At 42.1% G+C, this 18,976-nt stretch carries 14 protein-coding genes; 11 read left to right on the top strand and 3 right to left on the bottom strand.

What is annotated here, in order from left to right; all coding sequences use genetic code 11:
- Positions 1 to 86 precede the first annotated feature (86 nt).
- Positions 87 to 887, bottom strand: a complete 801-nt coding sequence (locus tag E5672_RS10330; protein ID WP_136782119.1) for a PaaX family transcriptional regulator — start codon at positions 885 to 887, stop codon at positions 87 to 89.
- Between the two features lie 222 nt (positions 888 to 1,109).
- Here E5672_RS10330 and E5672_RS10325 point away from each other — a divergent pair, with 222 nt between their 5' ends.
- The 3 genes from E5672_RS10325 (at position 1,110) to E5672_RS10315 (ending at position 5,161) form a co-directional block, all read left to right on the top strand.
- Entirely contained in the window at positions 1,110 to 2,783 is a 1,674-nt protein-coding gene (locus E5672_RS10325; protein WP_136782118.1) for an acyl-CoA dehydrogenase family protein, read from the top strand.
- A gap of 246 nt (positions 2,784 to 3,029) precedes the next feature.
- Complete coding sequence (locus E5672_RS10320) at positions 3,030 to 4,259, top strand: serine hydrolase domain-containing protein (protein WP_161569388.1); 1,230 nt, start codon at positions 3,030 to 3,032, stop codon at positions 4,257 to 4,259.
- Between the two features lie 293 nt (positions 4,260 to 4,552).
- Complete coding sequence (locus E5672_RS10315; protein ID WP_136782116.1) at positions 4,553 to 5,161, top strand: hypothetical protein; 609 nt, start codon at positions 4,553 to 4,555, stop codon at positions 5,159 to 5,161.
- A gap of 911 nt (positions 5,162 to 6,072) precedes the next feature.
- Here the strand turns inward: E5672_RS10315 and E5672_RS10310 are convergent.
- Positions 6,073 to 6,624: a DsrE family protein gene (locus E5672_RS10310; RefSeq protein WP_136782115.1), complete on the bottom strand. Its 552-nt coding sequence runs from the start codon at positions 6,622 to 6,624 to the stop codon at positions 6,073 to 6,075.
- A 401-nt stretch (positions 6,625 to 7,025) separates the two neighbouring features.
- Here E5672_RS10310 and E5672_RS10305 point away from each other — a divergent pair, with 401 nt between their 5' ends.
- A complete protein-coding gene (locus E5672_RS10305; protein WP_240692209.1) occupies positions 7,026 to 7,499 on the top strand; it encodes a DUF4136 domain-containing protein in 474 nt (157 codons plus the stop codon).
- A gap of 105 nt (positions 7,500 to 7,604) precedes the next feature.
- Here the strand turns inward: E5672_RS10305 and E5672_RS10300 are convergent, their stop codons facing one another.
- Complete coding sequence (locus E5672_RS10300) at positions 7,605 to 8,054, bottom strand: Spy/CpxP family protein refolding chaperone (protein WP_136782113.1); 450 nt, start codon at positions 8,052 to 8,054, stop codon at positions 7,605 to 7,607.
- Positions 8,055 to 8,221: 167 nt separating this feature from the next.
- Between E5672_RS10300 and E5672_RS10295 the strand changes: the two genes are divergently transcribed.
- The 7 genes from E5672_RS10295 (at position 8,222) to E5672_RS10265 (ending at position 18,875) form a co-directional block, all read left to right on the top strand.
- Positions 8,222 to 8,935, top strand: a complete 714-nt coding sequence (locus tag E5672_RS10295) for a response regulator transcription factor (protein WP_136782112.1) — start codon at positions 8,222 to 8,224, stop codon at positions 8,933 to 8,935.
- Between the two features lie 12 nt (positions 8,936 to 8,947).
- A complete protein-coding gene (locus E5672_RS10290) occupies positions 8,948 to 10,315 on the top strand; it encodes a sensor histidine kinase (RefSeq protein ID WP_136782111.1) in 1,368 nt (455 codons plus the stop codon).
- Between the two features lie 180 nt (positions 10,316 to 10,495).
- On the top strand, positions 10,496 to 12,481 hold the full coding sequence (locus E5672_RS10285) for a class I adenylate cyclase (RefSeq protein WP_136782110.1): 1,986 nt from the start codon (positions 10,496 to 10,498) through the stop codon (positions 12,479 to 12,481).
- Between the two features lie 247 nt (positions 12,482 to 12,728).
- Positions 12,729 to 13,121, top strand: coding sequence for a BlaI/MecI/CopY family transcriptional regulator (locus E5672_RS10280; RefSeq protein WP_136782109.1), 393 nt, complete (start codon positions 12,729 to 12,731; stop codon positions 13,119 to 13,121).
- A complete protein-coding gene (locus tag E5672_RS10275) occupies positions 13,114 to 14,355 on the top strand; it encodes a M56 family metallopeptidase (RefSeq protein ID WP_136782108.1) in 1,242 nt (413 codons plus the stop codon). The genes E5672_RS10280 and E5672_RS10275 overlap by 8 nt, the downstream gene beginning before the upstream one ends.
- 307 nt (positions 14,356 to 14,662) lie before the next feature.
- Entirely contained in the window at positions 14,663 to 15,253 is a 591-nt protein-coding gene (locus tag E5672_RS10270) for a DUF2780 domain-containing protein (RefSeq protein ID WP_136782107.1), read from the top strand.
- 145 nt (positions 15,254 to 15,398) lie between these two features.
- Positions 15,399 to 18,875, top strand: coding sequence for a DUF748 domain-containing protein (locus E5672_RS10265; protein WP_240692208.1), 3,477 nt, complete (start codon positions 15,399 to 15,401; stop codon positions 18,873 to 18,875).
- Positions 18,876 to 18,976 lie beyond the last annotated feature (101 nt).

The following is an 18,976-nucleotide window of genomic DNA, read 5'->3' as shown; positions in this document are numbered from 1 at the left end:
ATAATACATTTATGTGTCAGAAGTACACTAAACTGCATATACAGTATTACTAACAATCTACAAAGGCTCTTTAGCCACGTTTGTATTTAGTGTTGATTTAAAAACTGGTGCCATATTTGTGCGCCAGCGTCATCGTAACGTTTTACTAGATTTCGATAGCGCTCGCGCATTGCTACATCTACAAGTGGTGTTGGCAGCAAAGGGTCAAAAACCACGTTATATAATGCCCTGTCCCCTATCACATAAGATTCTTTGGTCGCTTCTTCAAGGGGTAAAGACGGTAATCGAGCAAGCGATTTTTCAATCTCGCTGCAACCTTCGTCATAAAATGTTTCTAAATTTAAGTGGCGCCACAAACCCATCGCTTTGCTTTGTGTTCTACTGTCAAAGTTGTTAGCGCTAAACACTAGCGTTTTACTCGACAAGCCTAGTGCATAAAGTTTGTCTCTTACTTCATCCGCTCCGCCTGAAAAATTGTTAGGTCTAAGGTAAACGTCGTTTGCTAGCTTTTTCATCCCCATAAGCTTGAGTGCACGTTCATTATTTCTGTGCTGCTTCTTATCACTTTTTGGAAGAGTACTGGTTTGAGCAACAACCCAATCGTCTTGCCAAGTAACAAGTTCATTCTCATCCTCTCGCCACTGATGTATTTCCTTTGCGAAACGAATGCCCTTGTCGCCCAGTTTGTAATAACCGCGTTCAACCAAAGAAATAAGCTGTGCAGACTGCAAACGTGTGAGCGTAACGCGGATGTTGTTTTCGGAAATACCAAACAGTGCCCCTACGCGAACAGCTGCACTGGCATTCATTTGAATATTGTCACGGGACCCCAATAGCTTTAGCAGTAGCTTTCGTGCGACGGGCTTTTTCTCTTTTTCTGATTGCAAACTCTATTTACTTCTTTGTCTCGGATAAAACTAATTTTTTAATCGAACTATAAGTTGGCTTAAGCCCAAACATATACTCGCTCATCATTATATAAACAGGCGCCGGGCACAAACATTACATCAAATATTAATTTGCATTATTAAATGTAATATTTAAGGTAATACCTACGCTAAAAGCGAAATCCAAAGATATGCTATATGTATTCACTAAGTGGAAATGCCATGACTTCTTCAAACCGATTTGTTACGCACGTTGTAGAAAACCAACCCTCCATTCCTGTCCCCTACAATTTGTGGCGTGATGATGCGTTGCTACGTGTGTCTGTAAATCAGCATTTGCCGCCATCCCACCAGCATGACGAAGGGTTACTAGATAGATATGGTCAACTTGCAGGTGATGCACTTATGAATCATGGTGAACTTGCTAACCAAAATAAGCCCGTCTTTCATGCATTTGACCGCTATGGCCGCCGAATTGACGATGTTCACTTTCACCCCAGCTATCACGCGCTTATGGAGTGTGCGATGCAGCACAATGTACATAACTATTCGTGGAAGCATGAAGGTATTAGTGGCGCACACACCTTCAGGGCAGCGCTTATGTATATGCATTATCAAGCTGAATCTGGTACATCGTGCCCGCTGACCATGACGCATGCGGCTATTCCGGCCATGCGGTATGGAAAAAGCTTACCACCTTACTACTTAGATAAAGTCATCAATGGCGTTTACGACCCTCGTTCTCTGCCGGCTAGCCAGAAAAACGGACTAACTATCGGTATGGGGATGACAGAAAAACAAGGCGGGTCGGATGTTAGGCGTAATACCACTAAAGCGACTAAACAAGCCGATGGCAGTTACCGTATTGTAGGGCACAAGTTCTTTTTCTCTGCCCCCATGTGCGACGCGCACCTCATACTCGCCCAAGCTGAAAGCGGGCTAAGCTGCTTTTTACTACCAAGGGTATTAGAAGAAGGTACACTTAATAATGTTCGAATTCAGCGCTTAAAAGACAAGTTAGGCGACTGGAGCAATGCATCTTCTGAAGTGGAGTTTCAAGACGCCACGGCATACCTTATCGGAGAAGAAGGCCGTGGCGTGCCAGTGATCATCGATATGGTGTCATTAACCCGATTAGACTGCATGATTGGTTCATCCGCACTTATGCGACAATCGCTGGTTCACGCCTTACATCACGTCAGTCACCGCGACGCCTTTGGCAAAACGCTAATCAATCAGCCTTTAATGCAAAATGTGTTGGCAGACTTAACCATAGAATGCGCAGCTGCTACAGCGCTTACTATGCGCGTGGCAAAAGCGGTAGATAGTACACAAAATGATAGCCATGAAGCAGCATTGGCAAGGCTGGCTACAGCAATTGGAAAATACTGGATTTGTAAGCGCACGCCTGAGTTTGTGAACGAAGCACAAGAGTGTTTAGGGGGTATTGGTTATGTAGAAGAAAACCCTATGCCAAGATACTACCGCCAAGCCCCACTGAACTCCATTTGGGAAGGAAGTGGGAATGTACAATGCTTAGACGTACTCCGCGCACTCGCCAAAGAGCCTAATGTTAAGCAGGCCTTATTTAGCGAGCTTAAAACCCAAGTAGGCAAAAACAAGCACTACGATATTCACCTAGGTAAGTTATTAGACGAGCTATCAAATACGCAGAACATGGAAACACGTAGCCGATATTTAACAGAACAAATGGCACTAGCGCTACAAGCATGTTCTCTTCTTGCTACTTCCCTCGACAACGACGCCTTTAAAGATATTGCCCACACATTCTGCGAATCACGACTTAGCAATGCTTGCGGTTTTGCTTTTGGTACGTTACCCGACACCACGCCATTTGAGAAAATTATTGCGCTTGGGCAGGTATCATATGCTTAAGCAACTTCGTATATTTTTTGACAATTAGTACTGCGTCCATCGCGCAAAATTGGAGGCAAGCTGCCGCTTTATACCTTTAGTTCAATTAGAAGTTACCAACGCGCTTGTCCGCTGTAAGCAATACGCGGACACTTGCTTGGACCAAATTTACTATTTCGTTCATCGGGTTAGCGACCGATTAGTTTACAGATATTGGTAATCGCGTATTATTTTGACGGGACAAAAAGGGAATAACAGGGAATGTTTATGAAAAAATTAGTAATCTCGTTAACGATATTCTTTTTTGCTTTTGTCTGCGCATTTGCATTACTGCTCTCCATACAATATTCACCAACGTATGTTTTTCGATTAGCAACAATGCATGTTGCAGATATTAACGATCATCAATTCTTCCCTAAGCGTTCGATTGAAAAGAGTAATTCACCGTCAAAATTCCAATTGAAATCCCAAGAGCAATATATTGAGTCGCTATTTGACAGACGACTAAAAGTATCTGGTTTTGATTCTTTCGACGACTGGGCTTTGAAGTCTCAAACTACGTCCCTTATCGTCATTCGTAACGACGAAATTCTCTACGAAAAATACTTTAATGGTTTTTCAAGAGAATCCTTTTTTCACTCTCAATCAATGGCTAAGTCATTTATATCGTTTTTAATTGGGGTAGCGATTGATGACGGCGTTATCGAAAGTGTTGATGACTCAATTGTTAAATACATACCGATTTTAGCTGAGCGAGATATTAGGTTTAATAGCATCACTATTCGTCATTTATTGGAAATGAGATCAGGGTTGAAATATACGACTCACTACATACCTTTTACCAATATTCATTCACCTTGGCACGACGAGGCTGTTGGGTATTATCACAATCATATGCGAGATAGGCTGCTCAACGATATCGAAGTTGAAAATAGCCCCGGAGAGCTTTTCGAATACAACAATTACAATACAAATTTTCTAGGAATGATTATTGAAAATGCTACGGGTAAAACCGTATCCAATTACCTAGAAGAAAAATTATGGCAACAAATTATGGAATACGATGCATTTTTCTCACTAGACAGCTGGGAGTCTGGTTTTGAATACATGCCCAGCCGATTGATAGCTAGAGCTATTGACTACGCGAGGTTTGGTATGTTGTATCTTAATAAGGGCGAGTTGCAGGGAAAGCAGTTAATATCAGCGTCATGGGTAAAGCAAAGCCTTGCTGAAATTTCTAACTCTTCGCCGGATATGTATCCAGACTGGTTCAATAACAATAATTGTGAGAGAACATATTACAGTTTTCATTGGTGGGGTCATGTTAACTGCGATGGTACAAAGCAGTTTTTTGCAACAGGTAATCTTGGTCAAAATATCTATGTAATACCGGACTTACAAATAGTAATAGTTCATACTGGAAATTCGTTAAAATATTACGGTGATCAGGATATGTGGCACATTGCTAAACTGTTAAGAAAAGATCTAAATAATTGAAACAAAGATAACTGGAATGTTTAAGCATTCCTTTTTAGCGGCGGCTATATGTACTCTTCTGCCGTTTAATTAAAAATATTTGAACGGCAGCTTTTGGCACAACTCGGAAGCTTGCAGCCTAAACACTGCAGTTCAGAACCTTGTCTATTGGTGCCCGCCGACGCTCGCCGCTAGGCAGATAGGCAAACCGGACGTCTAATCGATTTTCCTCTATAAACACTGGTCGTGTTTTTTATGGGAGATGAGTATTACTATGAAGTTTCAGTAATAAGCTTTTGGATTTACATTCAGCCATGGCGATTTTTAAAGGAATAAAATTTCTGGATAAACTCAACAAAGTTATACATAGCAAAGAGAGTAAAACAGGTATTGCCATTCAAATTTTTGGCGCAATTTGTTTTTTTGCTGCAATGACGCTTCTTTTTACATCAACTAAATCAAACTCGCCCACTCTATACTTATTTTTTGCGGGCTTTTTTTCGTTCTCAATTCTTCTATGGGTGATTGGCGCTTATCAGAAGCGGAAATTTTATAAACTGGGCAAGACTCCCTTAACATTAACCCCATCAATCTGCACAATTGGCGAAGAATTTAAAGGCTCTATTGAAATTGAAAAGCCAAACTTTAATAGAGTTAAAATAATATCAATTACGCTATGGCATCGCACAATGAGGGGCGACGACAGCCGAAAAGATATAGTTTGGGAGTCGAGTGCAACAACACACATTAATCATGTAGACGGTAAAACAATCTTAAATTTTTGTTTTGCTATCCCGCATGGTATGGAGCCGACAAACAAAGCGTTCTTTTCAGAAAATAAATATTTTTGGGAGGCTAGTTTCGAGTTTGTTGAATCAATGCAAAGTATTAAAAGAACTTGGGAAATCCCAGTAAAAATATAACATGCAAATCAATAGGCTTAGAACACTGGGAGCTGAGCGCATGCCTAGATGGCGCACCTATATTGAAGCTTGTTATTTAGGTAGTGAATCTCAATAGACTACCGTGAGGAATAAGCACATATTGACATTACATTCTTAGGTAAAGAAACCCGAGTTAGCAGCTCATGTTCAGTAGCGCAAGGTTTGATTTGGTCGATTTCACTTTGTTGGCCCAAGGCTTTTTCACACATTTTGAGTAGGTATGGTTAAGTATAAAAAACTCTATACAGCGTGCTTGTTCCTTAATTTGTTTCTTTTGCCATTATCTACATATGAGATGTTGGTAAGTATTACTTCTTACTTTTGGAACGAAACTAAAGGGGTAGTTGTTTCGACTAATAGAGTTAAAGTAAGGCTTGGAAATGGTTACATTGAAGAAGCAATGATAGAGTTCACTTACAGCGTCGATAACGTTGAGTACGTTTCAGATATAGTTTCACTCGGTCCGAGGATAAGGTTAAAAAACAGAACGTTTGCTTTGGATTACCTCAAACCATATTGGAGTGGTAAAGAGGTGCGCATCTTTTACCCAGTTTTTTTCCGAGTTTTGGAACGTTAGAAAGAGGTATAAAATTAAGCACATTTTTTTGCTTCTTTATTGCAATGGTATTGCTATTTTCTGGAAGAGCTTTTAAACGCAAAGTTATTACAGCGAATAAACTTACGTAGATTGAAAGTGATGTTGATTAATCTCACTTCTAGAGCGTTTTTTGGTCTGAGTTAACTATGCCTTGAACATAACGAAACTTGCCTCTAGTGAAAGAGCTCGCAAACCTGATAGTCGCCTGTGTGCCTTAAACAGCCGACCACCTTATGTTTACGCGTAAGCTAATATACTCATAACAACAAAATCCTTACGCATATCAAACAACCTAAAAAGGATTAACGGAATACCCCTTTTGTGCCAGGCGCGCGTGGGCAGTCATGGCTGATAAGTCCATCTTTCCCCCCTCTATCATAGCTTTTTGTTCAACGCCATGGGCTGCAGCTGACTGCCCGCAAACTATAACTTCAACGCCTTGTTTCATTAGTTCAGTCAGCAGCACTTCATTACCGTTAGGTTGCCCCTTGCGCTGCTTAAAGCTCGCTGTTTTAAGCATTTCTTCTGTGGCAGAGCCATGAACTACGAGCACAAGGGAAAGGTTTTCCTGTTTCACGCCGTTAGCTACGTGCATATTGATAAACCGAGCCAGCGACTCAAACTTGCGGTTGACCTCGCCAGGGCCTGCTGCTTTAGCTACGTCAAACGCAACCTTGAATGCCTGATTTTCAGTAAAACTAACGCCTTCCACTGGCGCATGTTTTCCGAAAGAGCTGAACACCGGGCCATATTCAAATTCTGATTTAGCAAAAGCTTGCCCTGCCATAAAAAATGCCACTACCAAACCAAGTGACGCTCTGCTAGTTACTTTAATCTTATTCATTTCACATCCCTCGAGCACTAATGCGCAGGTCGCGCTGTTTTATGCACTTTAAACGTCATGTCGCTCACATCGCCACTCACATTAAATATTTTGCTATAAGAATATTTTAACGAGCTGTACATTTGTAGAAAAATAACCGTATATTTTTCGTATCAACACGGTTAATGGTGATAAATAGAGATCTAAAGTACGCTAGCATCTCGTTAAAGAGAAGACTAGTTGAACTCTTTTGCTGACAGAGTATTCTTTTAATAGCAATAATTTACAGTGAGCTTAATATGCTAAGTAGTGCTTCAAGGAATTTCGATACCCGCTTTCTTAAGCGTATATCTCGTTTTAAATCAGGATTATTTTTTTTACTGTGTACGGCTTTAGTTGCCGGGTGTAGCAGTAAGCCCCAAGTGAGCGTAGACGAATCACAAAATTTTTCTGACATCAAAACCTTTTATATTCAATCGCCGTTGAATCCCATCAATGAAACCCTCGCCAACCATCTGTCTTCAACCATAACCGAGCAGTTAATTACGAAGGGTTTAACACCGTCGGAAGAAGAGAATGCTGATGTTTCTGTGGGGTATTTGCCATCAACCACAGCAAAAGAAGACGGTACTACTTTGAACCTTGGGTTGGGTACAGGTAGCTTCGGTCGTTCGGGCGGTATATCGTTGGGCAGTATCTTTAGCATACCTGTGGGAGAGCAGACGTCTCTGCAGCAGGGGCTTCAAATAGATATGGTGAAAGATGGTAAGTTTATCTACAGCGCTTCAGGTAGTGTTGAACTTGAATCGAAAGATAGCATTAGTATTCAAAAGAAACTCGATGAACTTGTAATAAAATTGCTAGAACAGTACCCATCAAGTGCTATTCAAAACTAGCTAAATACATTTCACACGGGCCATCATTTACAAACGCGGCTTGCCAATGGCCGTTAGCAAAAAAGCGCCATGAAGGCGCTTTTTACTGATTAAACGTGGTATGAATTAGCTATGTTGACGCTGTTTTTTCCCACGTTTCTTCTTCATTTCATCAAACTTCTCTAGTTGCTCATCAGTTAGAATTTCAGCAACCTTCATGCGAAGTTCTGCGCGTTTTAGAAAGCGAGCTTTTGCTTTTTCTGCTTTTTGATCCGCAATAGCTTCCACTTTCGCTTGATAGTCAGCGTCGTCAGGATTTAGACCCGCTAACGCATTAACTTTTCTGCGCTTTCCTTCTTCTCCCATTTCAGCTCGCTTGGCCTCGCGCTCAGCCTTAAGCTCTTCTTTTAGCGCTTGAAATTGCACCTTTTGCTCGTCGGTCAGGTCAAGTACTTTTTCCATTTTATGCAAAGGCAAGAAATCACCACCTCTGCGTTCATCTGAATTCTTACCGCTTGCGTAAGCAGTGGTTGCGATACATGCACTTAATAAAACACCGGTAATTAATTTTTTCATCTTAATCTTCCTACTTGTTTTGTCATGTTTATGCATGACGTTTAAAAATGATGTTGTTTCATCAACGGAATTAAGTATGCGTGAATCAATCGATAAGTAGGGTTAAGCTAGTGTAAAGTTCGGTAAAGTTGGCAAAACGCCACGGTTAATAGGAGTAATATTCAGGCATGGAAAATGAAAAAATCAATGTTTTACTTGTCGATGATGACCAAGACCTGTGTGCCTTACTCCAAGAATTTTTGGAGGGAGATGGCTTCAGTGTAGATGCAATTCATAACGGTGACGAAGCAGTAAAAACACTTTTAAATACTGATAAGTACGACACCGTTGTGCTAGACATTATGATGCCCGGCATGTCTGGACTTGATGTGTTGAAATCAGTAAGAGCCGAAAAGCAAACCCCAATTCTTATGCTGACAGGTCGTGGCGATGACATAGACCGAATAGTAGGGCTTGAGTTAGGTGCTGACGACTACTTGCCAAAGCCTTGTAATCCTAGGGAACTTGGTGCCCGTATCCGCGCCATAATTCGAAGAACGCAATACCTGAAGGCCACGCCTACCACTTCGCCAAGTGAATTGCATGGTATACATCTAGACCTTGGTGCAAGACAAGCCACGGTTAATGGCAAATCTATTGCACTAACTGGCGCTGAATTCAATGCACTTAGCTATCTTATGGAGCGTGTAGGCCAAACTATATCGAAGCAAGAAATGACGCAGGAAGTATTAAAGCGTCCATTGGAAGCCTATGATAGAGCGATGGATGTCCACGTAAGCCGAATTCGTCAAAAACTCGCAGCAGCCGGCGTTAAGAACGTCATTCAATCTGTTCGCGGTGTTGGCTATCAGATGTTAACCGTACCTCAGCAATCAGAATAGAAGACAAGCATAATGGTGAGTAACATTAAATGGTCAGGTATTAAGGAAAATTTAGGGTTTAAGCGCTTATTCTGGCGAATTTTTGTTGCATTTTGGGTGGCCAGCTTAGTGGTAATGGCGGCGACCGGTTATGTGTTAGTAAACGAATATACAGCAAATAACTACAACAACCGCTTTCTTGATGATGCGACAAATCAAGCTGAAAGAATTGTATGGCGATACGAGCATGAGGCTTTAACCAACGGCAGATCAAAAAGCGAGATCAAAGAATGGGTTAAAAGGCGTAATGGCCGAGAAAACCAATTAATCCCCATGCTAATTTCAACGCCTGATAACGATGTCGTTTATCATTATAGAATGAACAAAGTGCCTGAAGAGCATAGAATTACACGCGAAATATACGGCCCTTCAAATATCCGCTACATCGCTCAGTTTAGGCAGCCGCAAACACCTCGAATTTACAAACAGGTGCTCAGTCGTTTTCAGTCTGTACAGTTCATATTTATATTTTTAGCCTCGGCAATGGTCAGCGCTTTATTAAGCTGGAGTATTGTAAAGCCTATTAAATATTTAGGAGCGTTTAGCCGAAAATATGCCAACGACCAAACTGCGACACCCGTGCCCTCTCAACTTCTTACTCGTGGCGACGAATTGAGCGACCTGGCAGCCGATATTAATTTTATGGTAAGCAAAACCGCCGATGCAATCGGTGCGCAGCAAAGGTTATTACATGATGTATCTCATGAGTTGCGCGCCCCTCTTGCACGGCTACAGGCATCTGCCGCAATCATTGAACAGCATCAACCTGAAAACAAACACGTATTGCAAATACACAATGACTGCCATCGAATGGACCAACTCATTCAACAAATTTTAAACTTTTCTACCCTAGAAAATACACCTCAAAATACTGAACAATGTGATGTTATTGCCTTATGTGAACGTGTTTTGGATGATATGGCAATCAATTACCCGGGTATTCCTACCACATTAACGTTTGATCAAACGCATAGAGACAACGCCACTATTAATGGTTTTCCCGAAGCTTTGCACCAGGCGTTAGATAACATCGTTGGCAATGCATGCAAGTACTCGAATAAAGGCCAGCCTGTTACGGTAGAGGTTACATCCAGTGCTAATAGCGTTGTCATTGTTGTTAAGGATAACGGTATTGGAGTAGATAACGCTGAAATTGAAAAGTTGATGCAGCCGTTTTACCGCGCCGGGAACCAAATGCATACCGAAGGCTTTGGTCTAGGCTTAACGATTGCGCTAAAAGCAGTAGAAAAGCACGATGGAACACTTACTATGCAAAGCCCTGAAAACGGTGGTTTGAGAGTTGAAATTACGTTACCTAAAGACTCGACTACTCAGCTTTAAAAGCACATTTTAGCAAGATGCCGATTGCACAAAGTAAAGGAAGCACGCTTTCCTACATTGAATATTTTCTTTGTGCAAAAAATCACTGACACGTCAGAGGTTGTATTGTTGGCAAAAAGAGAGGAAGTCGATGCGAATTAGCGTTATGCTTGCCTGCATGAAGAAGTGCAGACTAACATAATGGCAGCGCAACAGCCGCTTTCCGTCCAGCAAAACCTTACTATTAGGTTATTGCGTGTATTAAGGTACAACAAAGCCCGTATTGAGCGTGCGCTTACGCTTATGCCTGAAAAACACAAACCACTTTTTCATGTACTTCCATTTCTTGTACACGTTAATCATGAGGCACTACCGGGCTACGTCTCCTCATCGTCGTCTGACGATACCGTTCCTTTTGGCATTAGTAACTATTCATTTAGGCCTGATATTGAAAAAGCGTTATTACGATCTTTCCCTACTGAAAGTCATCTTTTCTCTGACATCAAGCAAATTTGGCCCAGACAAAGGGCTATAGAGTCACTTGTTCTCATGGGCAGCGTGGGCACAATTGCGCAAACCGATGAATCAGATTTTGATTATTGGGTGTGTATTGATGGCAATCAATTTTCAGACATAGAACTTTCCTTACTTCAGCAAAAACTTACCGCTATTGAAAAGTGGGCCGACCACACTTTTGGCATTGAAGTACATTTCTTTCTATCTGAAATAGACAAGGTTAAGCAAAACGATTTCGGTGTTGCTGAAGGTGAAAGTGCGGGTTCTGCGCAAGCCTTGTTTTTAAAAGCTGAGTTTTACAGCACCAATATTGTAGTGGCAGGCAAGGCCCCTTTTTGGTGGCTTACACCGGAAAAAGCCAGCGAAAAACAATATCAGGCCATCTACAACAGTCTTGAAAGAGGTGGCTCACCAGATCTTGATTGGTTTATGGACTTAGGCCACTTAGAGAAGCTTGATGCCAGCGAACTGTTCGGCGCTGCTATTTGGCAATTGGGTAAAGCCATGGACTCCCCCTTCAAGTCGGTTTTAAAAATGGCAAAGCTTGAAGTGTATTTAGCCAATATATCTAATGGACAACCGCTATGTAACTTGCTTAAAAAGCATGTACATCGCGGCGCTGAAGCGCCGGGCCATGTGGCAGACATCGACCCTTACGCATTAATGTTCGACGAACTTATCACCCACTACAAAGCAAACGGCCAAGCTGAAGACGTTGAAGTACTTCAGCAGTGTTTGTATTTAAAGTGCGCATGCCCATTAAGTCAGCCCCTTTTCGAAGGAGAAAAACCAAACTTTAAGCGCAGAATTTTAGCGTCTTACGCAAGGCAATGGGGATGGAGCCGAAAGCAGATCCTCCATTTAGATAATCAACAAGATTGGACATTTAGCGAGCGTGTACAGCTTAGTCGTCGAGTTCACAGTTTCCTATTAAAATGCTATCGACGTATTTCTAAAGAGCTTAGCCACTACCAACAAGTAATGGATGAAAAAGACATGACGGTGCTTGGTAGGCGGTTAAGTACGTATTACGCCAAAAAAGAAGATAAAATTGAGTTTCTGCGACGTGCATTCGACGAGAGTCTGTACTGCGAAAAAATAACGATAGCCATGCGCCAGCTTAAAAACGGTGATGAAGTGTGGTCGGCCTATGCGGGTGATTTGTTAAGTAAATCAGGTATTATTGATGAAGCGCAGAAAATATCCCAAGCATCTAGCGCGATTGCATTAATGGTATGGTTGGTTTCAAGTAAAATAATTGATACCAGCAGTAAAGTTTATCTTGATTACAACTATGGCGAAGTAAGTGAGTTAGACCTTAACGACCTTCTCAAGCATTTGTGCAAGTATTTCCCACCGGTTAAAGTTTCATCGCTACCTCGTATGGATTTACTAGCACCAGAGCGCATCACCGCTTGTTTCGCGATTGTGAACTTTCCTACCTTACGCCAAAAGGCTACGGTTGAAGATGTTGCCGTTATCTACAAAACATCTTGGGGTGAAACGTTTTTGAAATTAGGCAACGATGTGCTGGATAACTTATGGTACGAGCTTCAAGAAGTCTCCCCAAAGCCGGCATGTTATGTCATGGTGCCAAGGGGAAATCAACAATCTCGTATATTGGGCGAATTTTTAGAGTCAAACGACTTAAGCTTTAATGTCCTTTACTAAAAGGAACTGCTCGGCCTTCCCTGAACGTTTAAATGTAAACTCACAGGCTTTACCTCCCACTTTCACATTTCTTACATTCACGCACAAAGCGTTAAACGCTAACCAGATTAAACCACTGCTTTCTACTGACATAACCGCAAACACCAGCTGTTTTAAAAACCTACAGAAAACGCTTGCACTTTAAAATTACAAGTGTAATCTAAACACATAGACTACAACTGTAATCAATAAAGTAGATTCCGTTCCTATGAGCAAAATGTCAGATAAACCCGAAATTTCTAACGCTGAATTTGAAGTACTGGACGTGCTGTGGGACGACCACCCAGCCACATCAAATGAAGTTATTTCACGCTTAAATGATAAGAAAGACTGGCACGAAAAAACCGTAAAAACACTATTAGGCCGCTTGGTGAAAAAAGAAGTACTGGGATTTGAAAAACAGCAACGCCAATACCTTTATTACCCGCTGATTGCGCGAGAAGACTATACAAAAAAAGAAACAGCTAGCTTTGTTAGTCGTTTATTTAAAGGAAAAATAACGCCTATGGTCGCTGGCTTTGCCAATCAGAATTCATTGTCTAAACAAGACATAAGCGAGCTGAAAGCGCTTATAAAGGAATGGGAACAAAACAATGATTGATTGGATTGTTGCTCAGCAAGGTATTTTGTCGCTAGTGCTTGTTTTGCTCATGGTGTGCGAGCACTTTTTCACCAATAAAATTGGGGCTTCACTTACCTATAAGTTATGGGCATTAATTCCAGGATGCCTAATAGTCAATAACCTTCCTATGTCGCTGGTTAGCATGCCATCGAATAGCTTTACTCGCTACGTGGTTGGCGTTAAGCCAACAATAGACACCGCTGAATTCGAAACCGTTTTATTTATTTGGCTAACTGGTGCAAGCGTAATCACAGCCTACGTACTAATGCATCACATAAAGATTTGGGCATCGATAGGAAAACAACGCGCTATCCATACTAATGCGTACTATTCCAGTAAAGCTACCACACCCATGCTATTTGGCTTTATCTCACCTAAGGTGCTTATTCCTTTCTCGTTTAAAAGTGTGTTTTCAACTAAGCAACAAGCGCTGGTATTAGAACATGAGAACATTCATCGCAAACATCACGACCACCTGTGGAATATGTCAGCGCTGATTATCGCAATTGTATTTTGGTTCAACCCACTGGTTTGGCTAGCGCTAAAATCCTTCCGAATCAATCAAGAACTGGCTTGCGATCACGCTGTACTGAAAGACAAGACCGACAACGAAAAACTTACCTATGCAAAAGCACTTGTGCAGTGTGCCGAGCATAGTTCAAACGCCCTGCACTTTACACGAGGGCTTTACCCAACCTTTGGAGAAAAAAGGACTATGATCAAACGTTTAAACGCGATAAAGCAACCTATGCGTAACAATAAAGTACTAGCTGCAGGCGTACTTTCAGTTGCCGCCCTACTCACTATTAACACCGCCTTAGCAAATGCTCCAGTCGCAGAGACAAAATCTGAAGCTAAAATTAACGAAGCATCACCGGTTAAACGCGTTCCACCAACTTACCCAGAGAAAGCAGCACAAGAAAATGTAGAAGGCTTCGTTGTGCTCTCTTTCGATATTACAGAAACGGGGGCTACAGATAATGTAGAAATTGTAAAATCGGTACCTGCTGGCGTGTTTGATAAAAGTGCAATAGTTGCCCTGAAACAATGGGTATATAAGCCTCGTATCCAAGGAGGAAAAGGCGTGAGACAAACTGACCTTCTGGTGCAATTAGACTATCAACTTGGCGCTTCTCTTGATACAGCGAGCGTTGAAAAGAACGCATCCCCTGAAGTAGAGCGGATAATCATTCCACCCAAACAGAGTAAGTAAATCAAAAATCCAATCAGAACATTAAAAGGAGCGCACCGCTCCTTTTAGTGTTTTGTCTAATTGACTAAATTTACGTCTGCTGCACACTACGGTTTCTACAATTCAAGTCTCTTGAAGAAGTGTAAAGCGCCTTTACACTTTGCCTAGAGAATTTACGACCTCGTTACGTTAGAATGTAAGTATTCACACACCTGAATACTTCTAATTTATGGAAGGTTTAAATAGTTGCTAGCGCAAGCTACGATTATTTTCAATCATGTTACTCCAGATGGGCTGGCGCTCCTGGCGTACTAAAAGGAAACCAAATATGAACCGTATCGTTTTAGCACCTGCAGTAGTCGCTCTTACGTTATTTACGACCAACGCAAATGCCAATATTGATCAGCTTAAAGGCCTATTAGGCGACAAAAAAGCGGAATCGACAGTAACTTCAACCAGCCTAACTGAGATGGCAACCAATGCAGCTTCAGGTATTGATTTAGCCAGCTTAATAGGCACAGTCTCTGACAATCTGAGTGTTTCTGAAACTCAATCAGAAGGCGGCATCGCCTCTATTATGAACTATGTGCAAGGCAACCTTTCAGGCGCCGATTACGCCCAGTTGGCAAACAGTATTCCAGGTATTGATAGCCTTCTTGAAGATGTGCCTGCTCTTAGCAGCAATTCAGCAGCAAGCTCAAGCTCTTCGCTATCGGGCTTACTTAACAAGGCCTCTGAATACAGCTCTACGCTTAAGTCGGTAAACGACCTAAAGCAACAATTTGAAGTGCTAGGCCTATCAACTGACATGATTGCTAGCTTTGTTACGCAAATTAGCTCGTATTTAAATGTAAATGCAGATGAAGAAACACAGGCGTTGTTTAAATCTGGTCTAGATAATTTGCTAACCGCTTTGTAACCTATCTAAAGCGTATTAATTCTTTTTTACTACCCAAATTAATACGCTTTAACGTTTTCGCAGGGGTATTTAGCATGGTGAAGTAGCAACCCTTGCCAATCTTTCCACACTCAAAAGTGCAGCCTAATCGCCTATGCAAAACGCAATGTCTTGGTTTTCAGAGAAGCCAAAATGGTTTCGACTATCGACTTATCTTGTTCTCATCTATCTCACTTACGCGCTTCTTATTGGTGTTGTTACACCCGCGGTGCTAAAAGCAAAGTTACCCGATGCAGTGAAAGAAAACATTGGAAGAGAAACTGCTATTGAAGATATTGCAATCAACCCTTTCTTGCTAAAAGTAGACGTTACTAATTTTGTTATCTACTCAAATACTCACTCTACAAATGAAAGCGAAGGTAACCCAGCAGAGCAGCAGCAAGAAAACCGCTTTTTTAGCGTAGAACACGTTTCGCTAGACCTTGGGTTCTGGCAATCACTTTTCACCTTAACTCCTGCCATTGAATCGCTGACCATAAGCAAGCCTTTTATTTCCATTGCACGTTTAAGCGAAAATGAAGACACACAAATCTTCAACTTCTCTGACATTTTTACCCACATAGAAAAGCGCAATACAAATGCCCCTGCAGAGCCTGAAGATGCTAGCGAAGGACAAATTCCCCGAATTACGTTAGGTGACTTTGCGCTTAACGAAGGGCGAGTGGTTATTGAAGACAAGGTGACCAACACCCTGCTTGATTACCCAGAACTGAGCGTTGACTTGCAAGATTTGGATACTCACGCTCTGATCAGCTCAGGCAATGTTGGCAACAAAAATACTAACCCTAAAAGCGATAAAAGTGAGAGTGATCAATCAAAAGGTAAGTTAGCGTTCAACCAATATCAATTTAACTTACTCACCGCAGAAAAAGGTAACATCGCCATTGATGGCGAGTTTCAATTATCTCCACTAAAAGTTACGACAGACATAGCGATAAACGATGTAGCCCTTACGCCGCTTTGGTCACTTTCAAAAGATTTGATAGAAGCAGATTTAGTAGACGGCAAGGTGAGTTTAAGCCTGCATGCTGAAGTTTTTGAACAAGATACAGACTTCCAGTTTATTCTGGAGCGTGGCGAATTTGCTGTTAACAACCTTGCGTTTAACGCTGGCTCTTCGTCTAACACAACAGGCACTGCTAACAGTTCGCAAGAGGTTCTTGCCATACCCTCGTTTGCCATACACGATGTAAACGTAAACGGTTTAGAACAGCAAGTAAGCATTGCTGGCGTTGCCATCGACAACGTTCGAGTGTCGGGCCTATTTGACAAGTCAGGGCTTGATTTACAGCGTCTGTTTACCCCAAAAAGCCCAGCGGCAGATGCTACATCAGCTAACGCTACCCCCCGCGCAGCGCATATAGGTAATAGCGCAGCACATACAAGTAATAGCGCAGCACAAGAAGGAAATAGTGAAACAGAAGATGAGGATGTTTCCAACGTAGCAACCGACAGCACAAATGAACTAGCACAAGAGACCGCGTGGTATGTCGAGCTTCACCAGTTTGCATTTAATGGCGGTAGCATTGACCTTTTAGAGCGTAGCGTAAGTGACGGTACTTACTACCGCATCAGCAACCTTAATATTAAAAGCGGAAAAGTCACTACTGACTTCTCTAAACCTATCTCCTACACCACCAGTTTACATGTCTCTGCCGACCCACAGACGTTTAGCGACACATCCAAAGGTGCACTAAGCAGTAGCGGCAGCGTAGTTATTGCAGAGCAAACCGTGCAGGGTAAAGCAGCGATTGAGCAACTGGTGCTAAGCCAGTTCCAGCAGTACGTTTCCCCCCACGCAAATGTGACCCTTGAAGATGGGCTATTTAATTTAAACGTTGAGTTTGATGGGGCATTTAACGATGCCTCGGATAAAGACGATATAGACTCACTAAACGTTAAGGCTAGTACTAGCATTAATAATTTAAGTGTATTGGATGACGCCAGCTCTCCCCTACTACAGTGGCAGTCTTTAAATGTAGACAACATCGAATTTGACCACGCATCGAACCAGCTAAGCGTAGACAACATTCACCTACAAGCGCCATTTGCACGACTTATTATTGATGAAGCTAAACAGACCAATGTGAGTAAGCTGATTGTCGCTTCATCAGACAAGTCCGCTAACAGTGAAAGTTCCAGCGAAACTGGCAGCGCAACCGCGTCGAAAGCATCAAACGCAAACGTGCCTGCGGGCACTACAGCTGAGCCTTCACAAGCCAACGAATTGGCCATCGCAGTCAACACCATATCAATAGAAAACGGCAAAGCATATTTTGCTGACCATTCACTAACGCCCAAATTTGCGTCTGCTATAGAAAGTTTAAATGGCAAAGTATTGGGAATTGACTCTCGCTCAACTTCCCCTGCCAATGTGGATATCACCGGAAAGATAGACAACTATGCTCCGGTCAAACTAGCAGGCACTATTCACCCATTAAAAGATGATATAGACCTTGATTTGGATTTTTCAGTCAAAGGCGCCGAACTGACTTCAGTTAACCCCTACTCAGGCACCTACATGGGCTATTACATTGACAAAGGCTTGCTGTCTTTGGCAGTGCAATACAAACTAAACGGTAAGGCACTGGAAGGTAAAAATCATGTTGTTATTGACCAATTAACGTTGGGCAAGAAGTCGAACTCTGATCAGGCATTAAGCTTACCGCTTGGGCTTGCCATTGCGTTGCTAGAAGACAGAAACGGCGTTATTGATTTGGGCTTGGATGTGTCTGGCGATATCGACAGCCCAGATTTTAGCTTTGGCTCTATTATCCTTAATGCCATTGGTAACATTATTACCAAAGCAGTTACTGCACCATTTTCGCTACTTGCGAACCTGGTTGGCAGTGACGATGAACTCGACAACGTTGAGTTTGGTTTTGGAGAGCATTTGCTAAATGCGGACGCTCAAGAAAAACTGAATACCCTTGCCAAAGCCCTTAAAAAACGTCCAGGACTTAGGGTTAATATCGAAGGTACTGTCAACGCCATGTCTGATGCAAGTGTCCTAGCGCAACGTCAGTTGAACACCACACTTTTAACAAGAAGCGGCTATTCTGATTCATCTGCTACTTTTGACAACGTTAGTACTAACGAAAAATCTCTTGCTGGCGGTGAAAATGAAAATTCCAACACCCTTGGCAGCGCACAGCGCGACTCAATAAGTGGCAGTAGCATCCCACTGGAAGGCCCGTTAGCCGACGCGCTTTTATCCTACTATGTTGAGGTGTATACACCTGACCTTAATCAAGAATACGAAAACATGGTGGCGCAGCTTTACCCTGAACTCGCAAATTCAGACAATGAACAGAACCAAAAGAGTGCTGATAACAATAAGGAAGTCGTTAACGAAGAAAGTGTAAACCGAGCATTAAGCATTGCCCGATACAACAAACTACGTAACAACATTGATATTCCAGAAAGTGATTTAGTTCAACTGGCTGACGCGCGCAGTAAAGCGGTGAAAGGTTATTTAGCTAACGAAGCTGAAGTTGAAGCAAACCGTTTATTTTTGCTAAATACCCAGCACGACTTACATACCGAATTTAGCGGTGTGGAATTAACGTTAGAGGCGAAGTAATGACCGGGTTGGCTTGAAAATAAGATCCGATAATTTAGAAAGCCATAAGGTCACTAAACAAAAAAAGGGTAGCTTATTCAGTTAAGCTACCCTTTTTTGTA

This window comes from Alteromonas portus (genome assembly GCF_005117025.1).
Taxonomy (GTDB): Bacteria; Pseudomonadota; Gammaproteobacteria; order Enterobacterales; family Alteromonadaceae; genus Alteromonas; species Alteromonas portus.
This window is presented reverse-complemented; position numbering and strand designations above follow the sequence as displayed.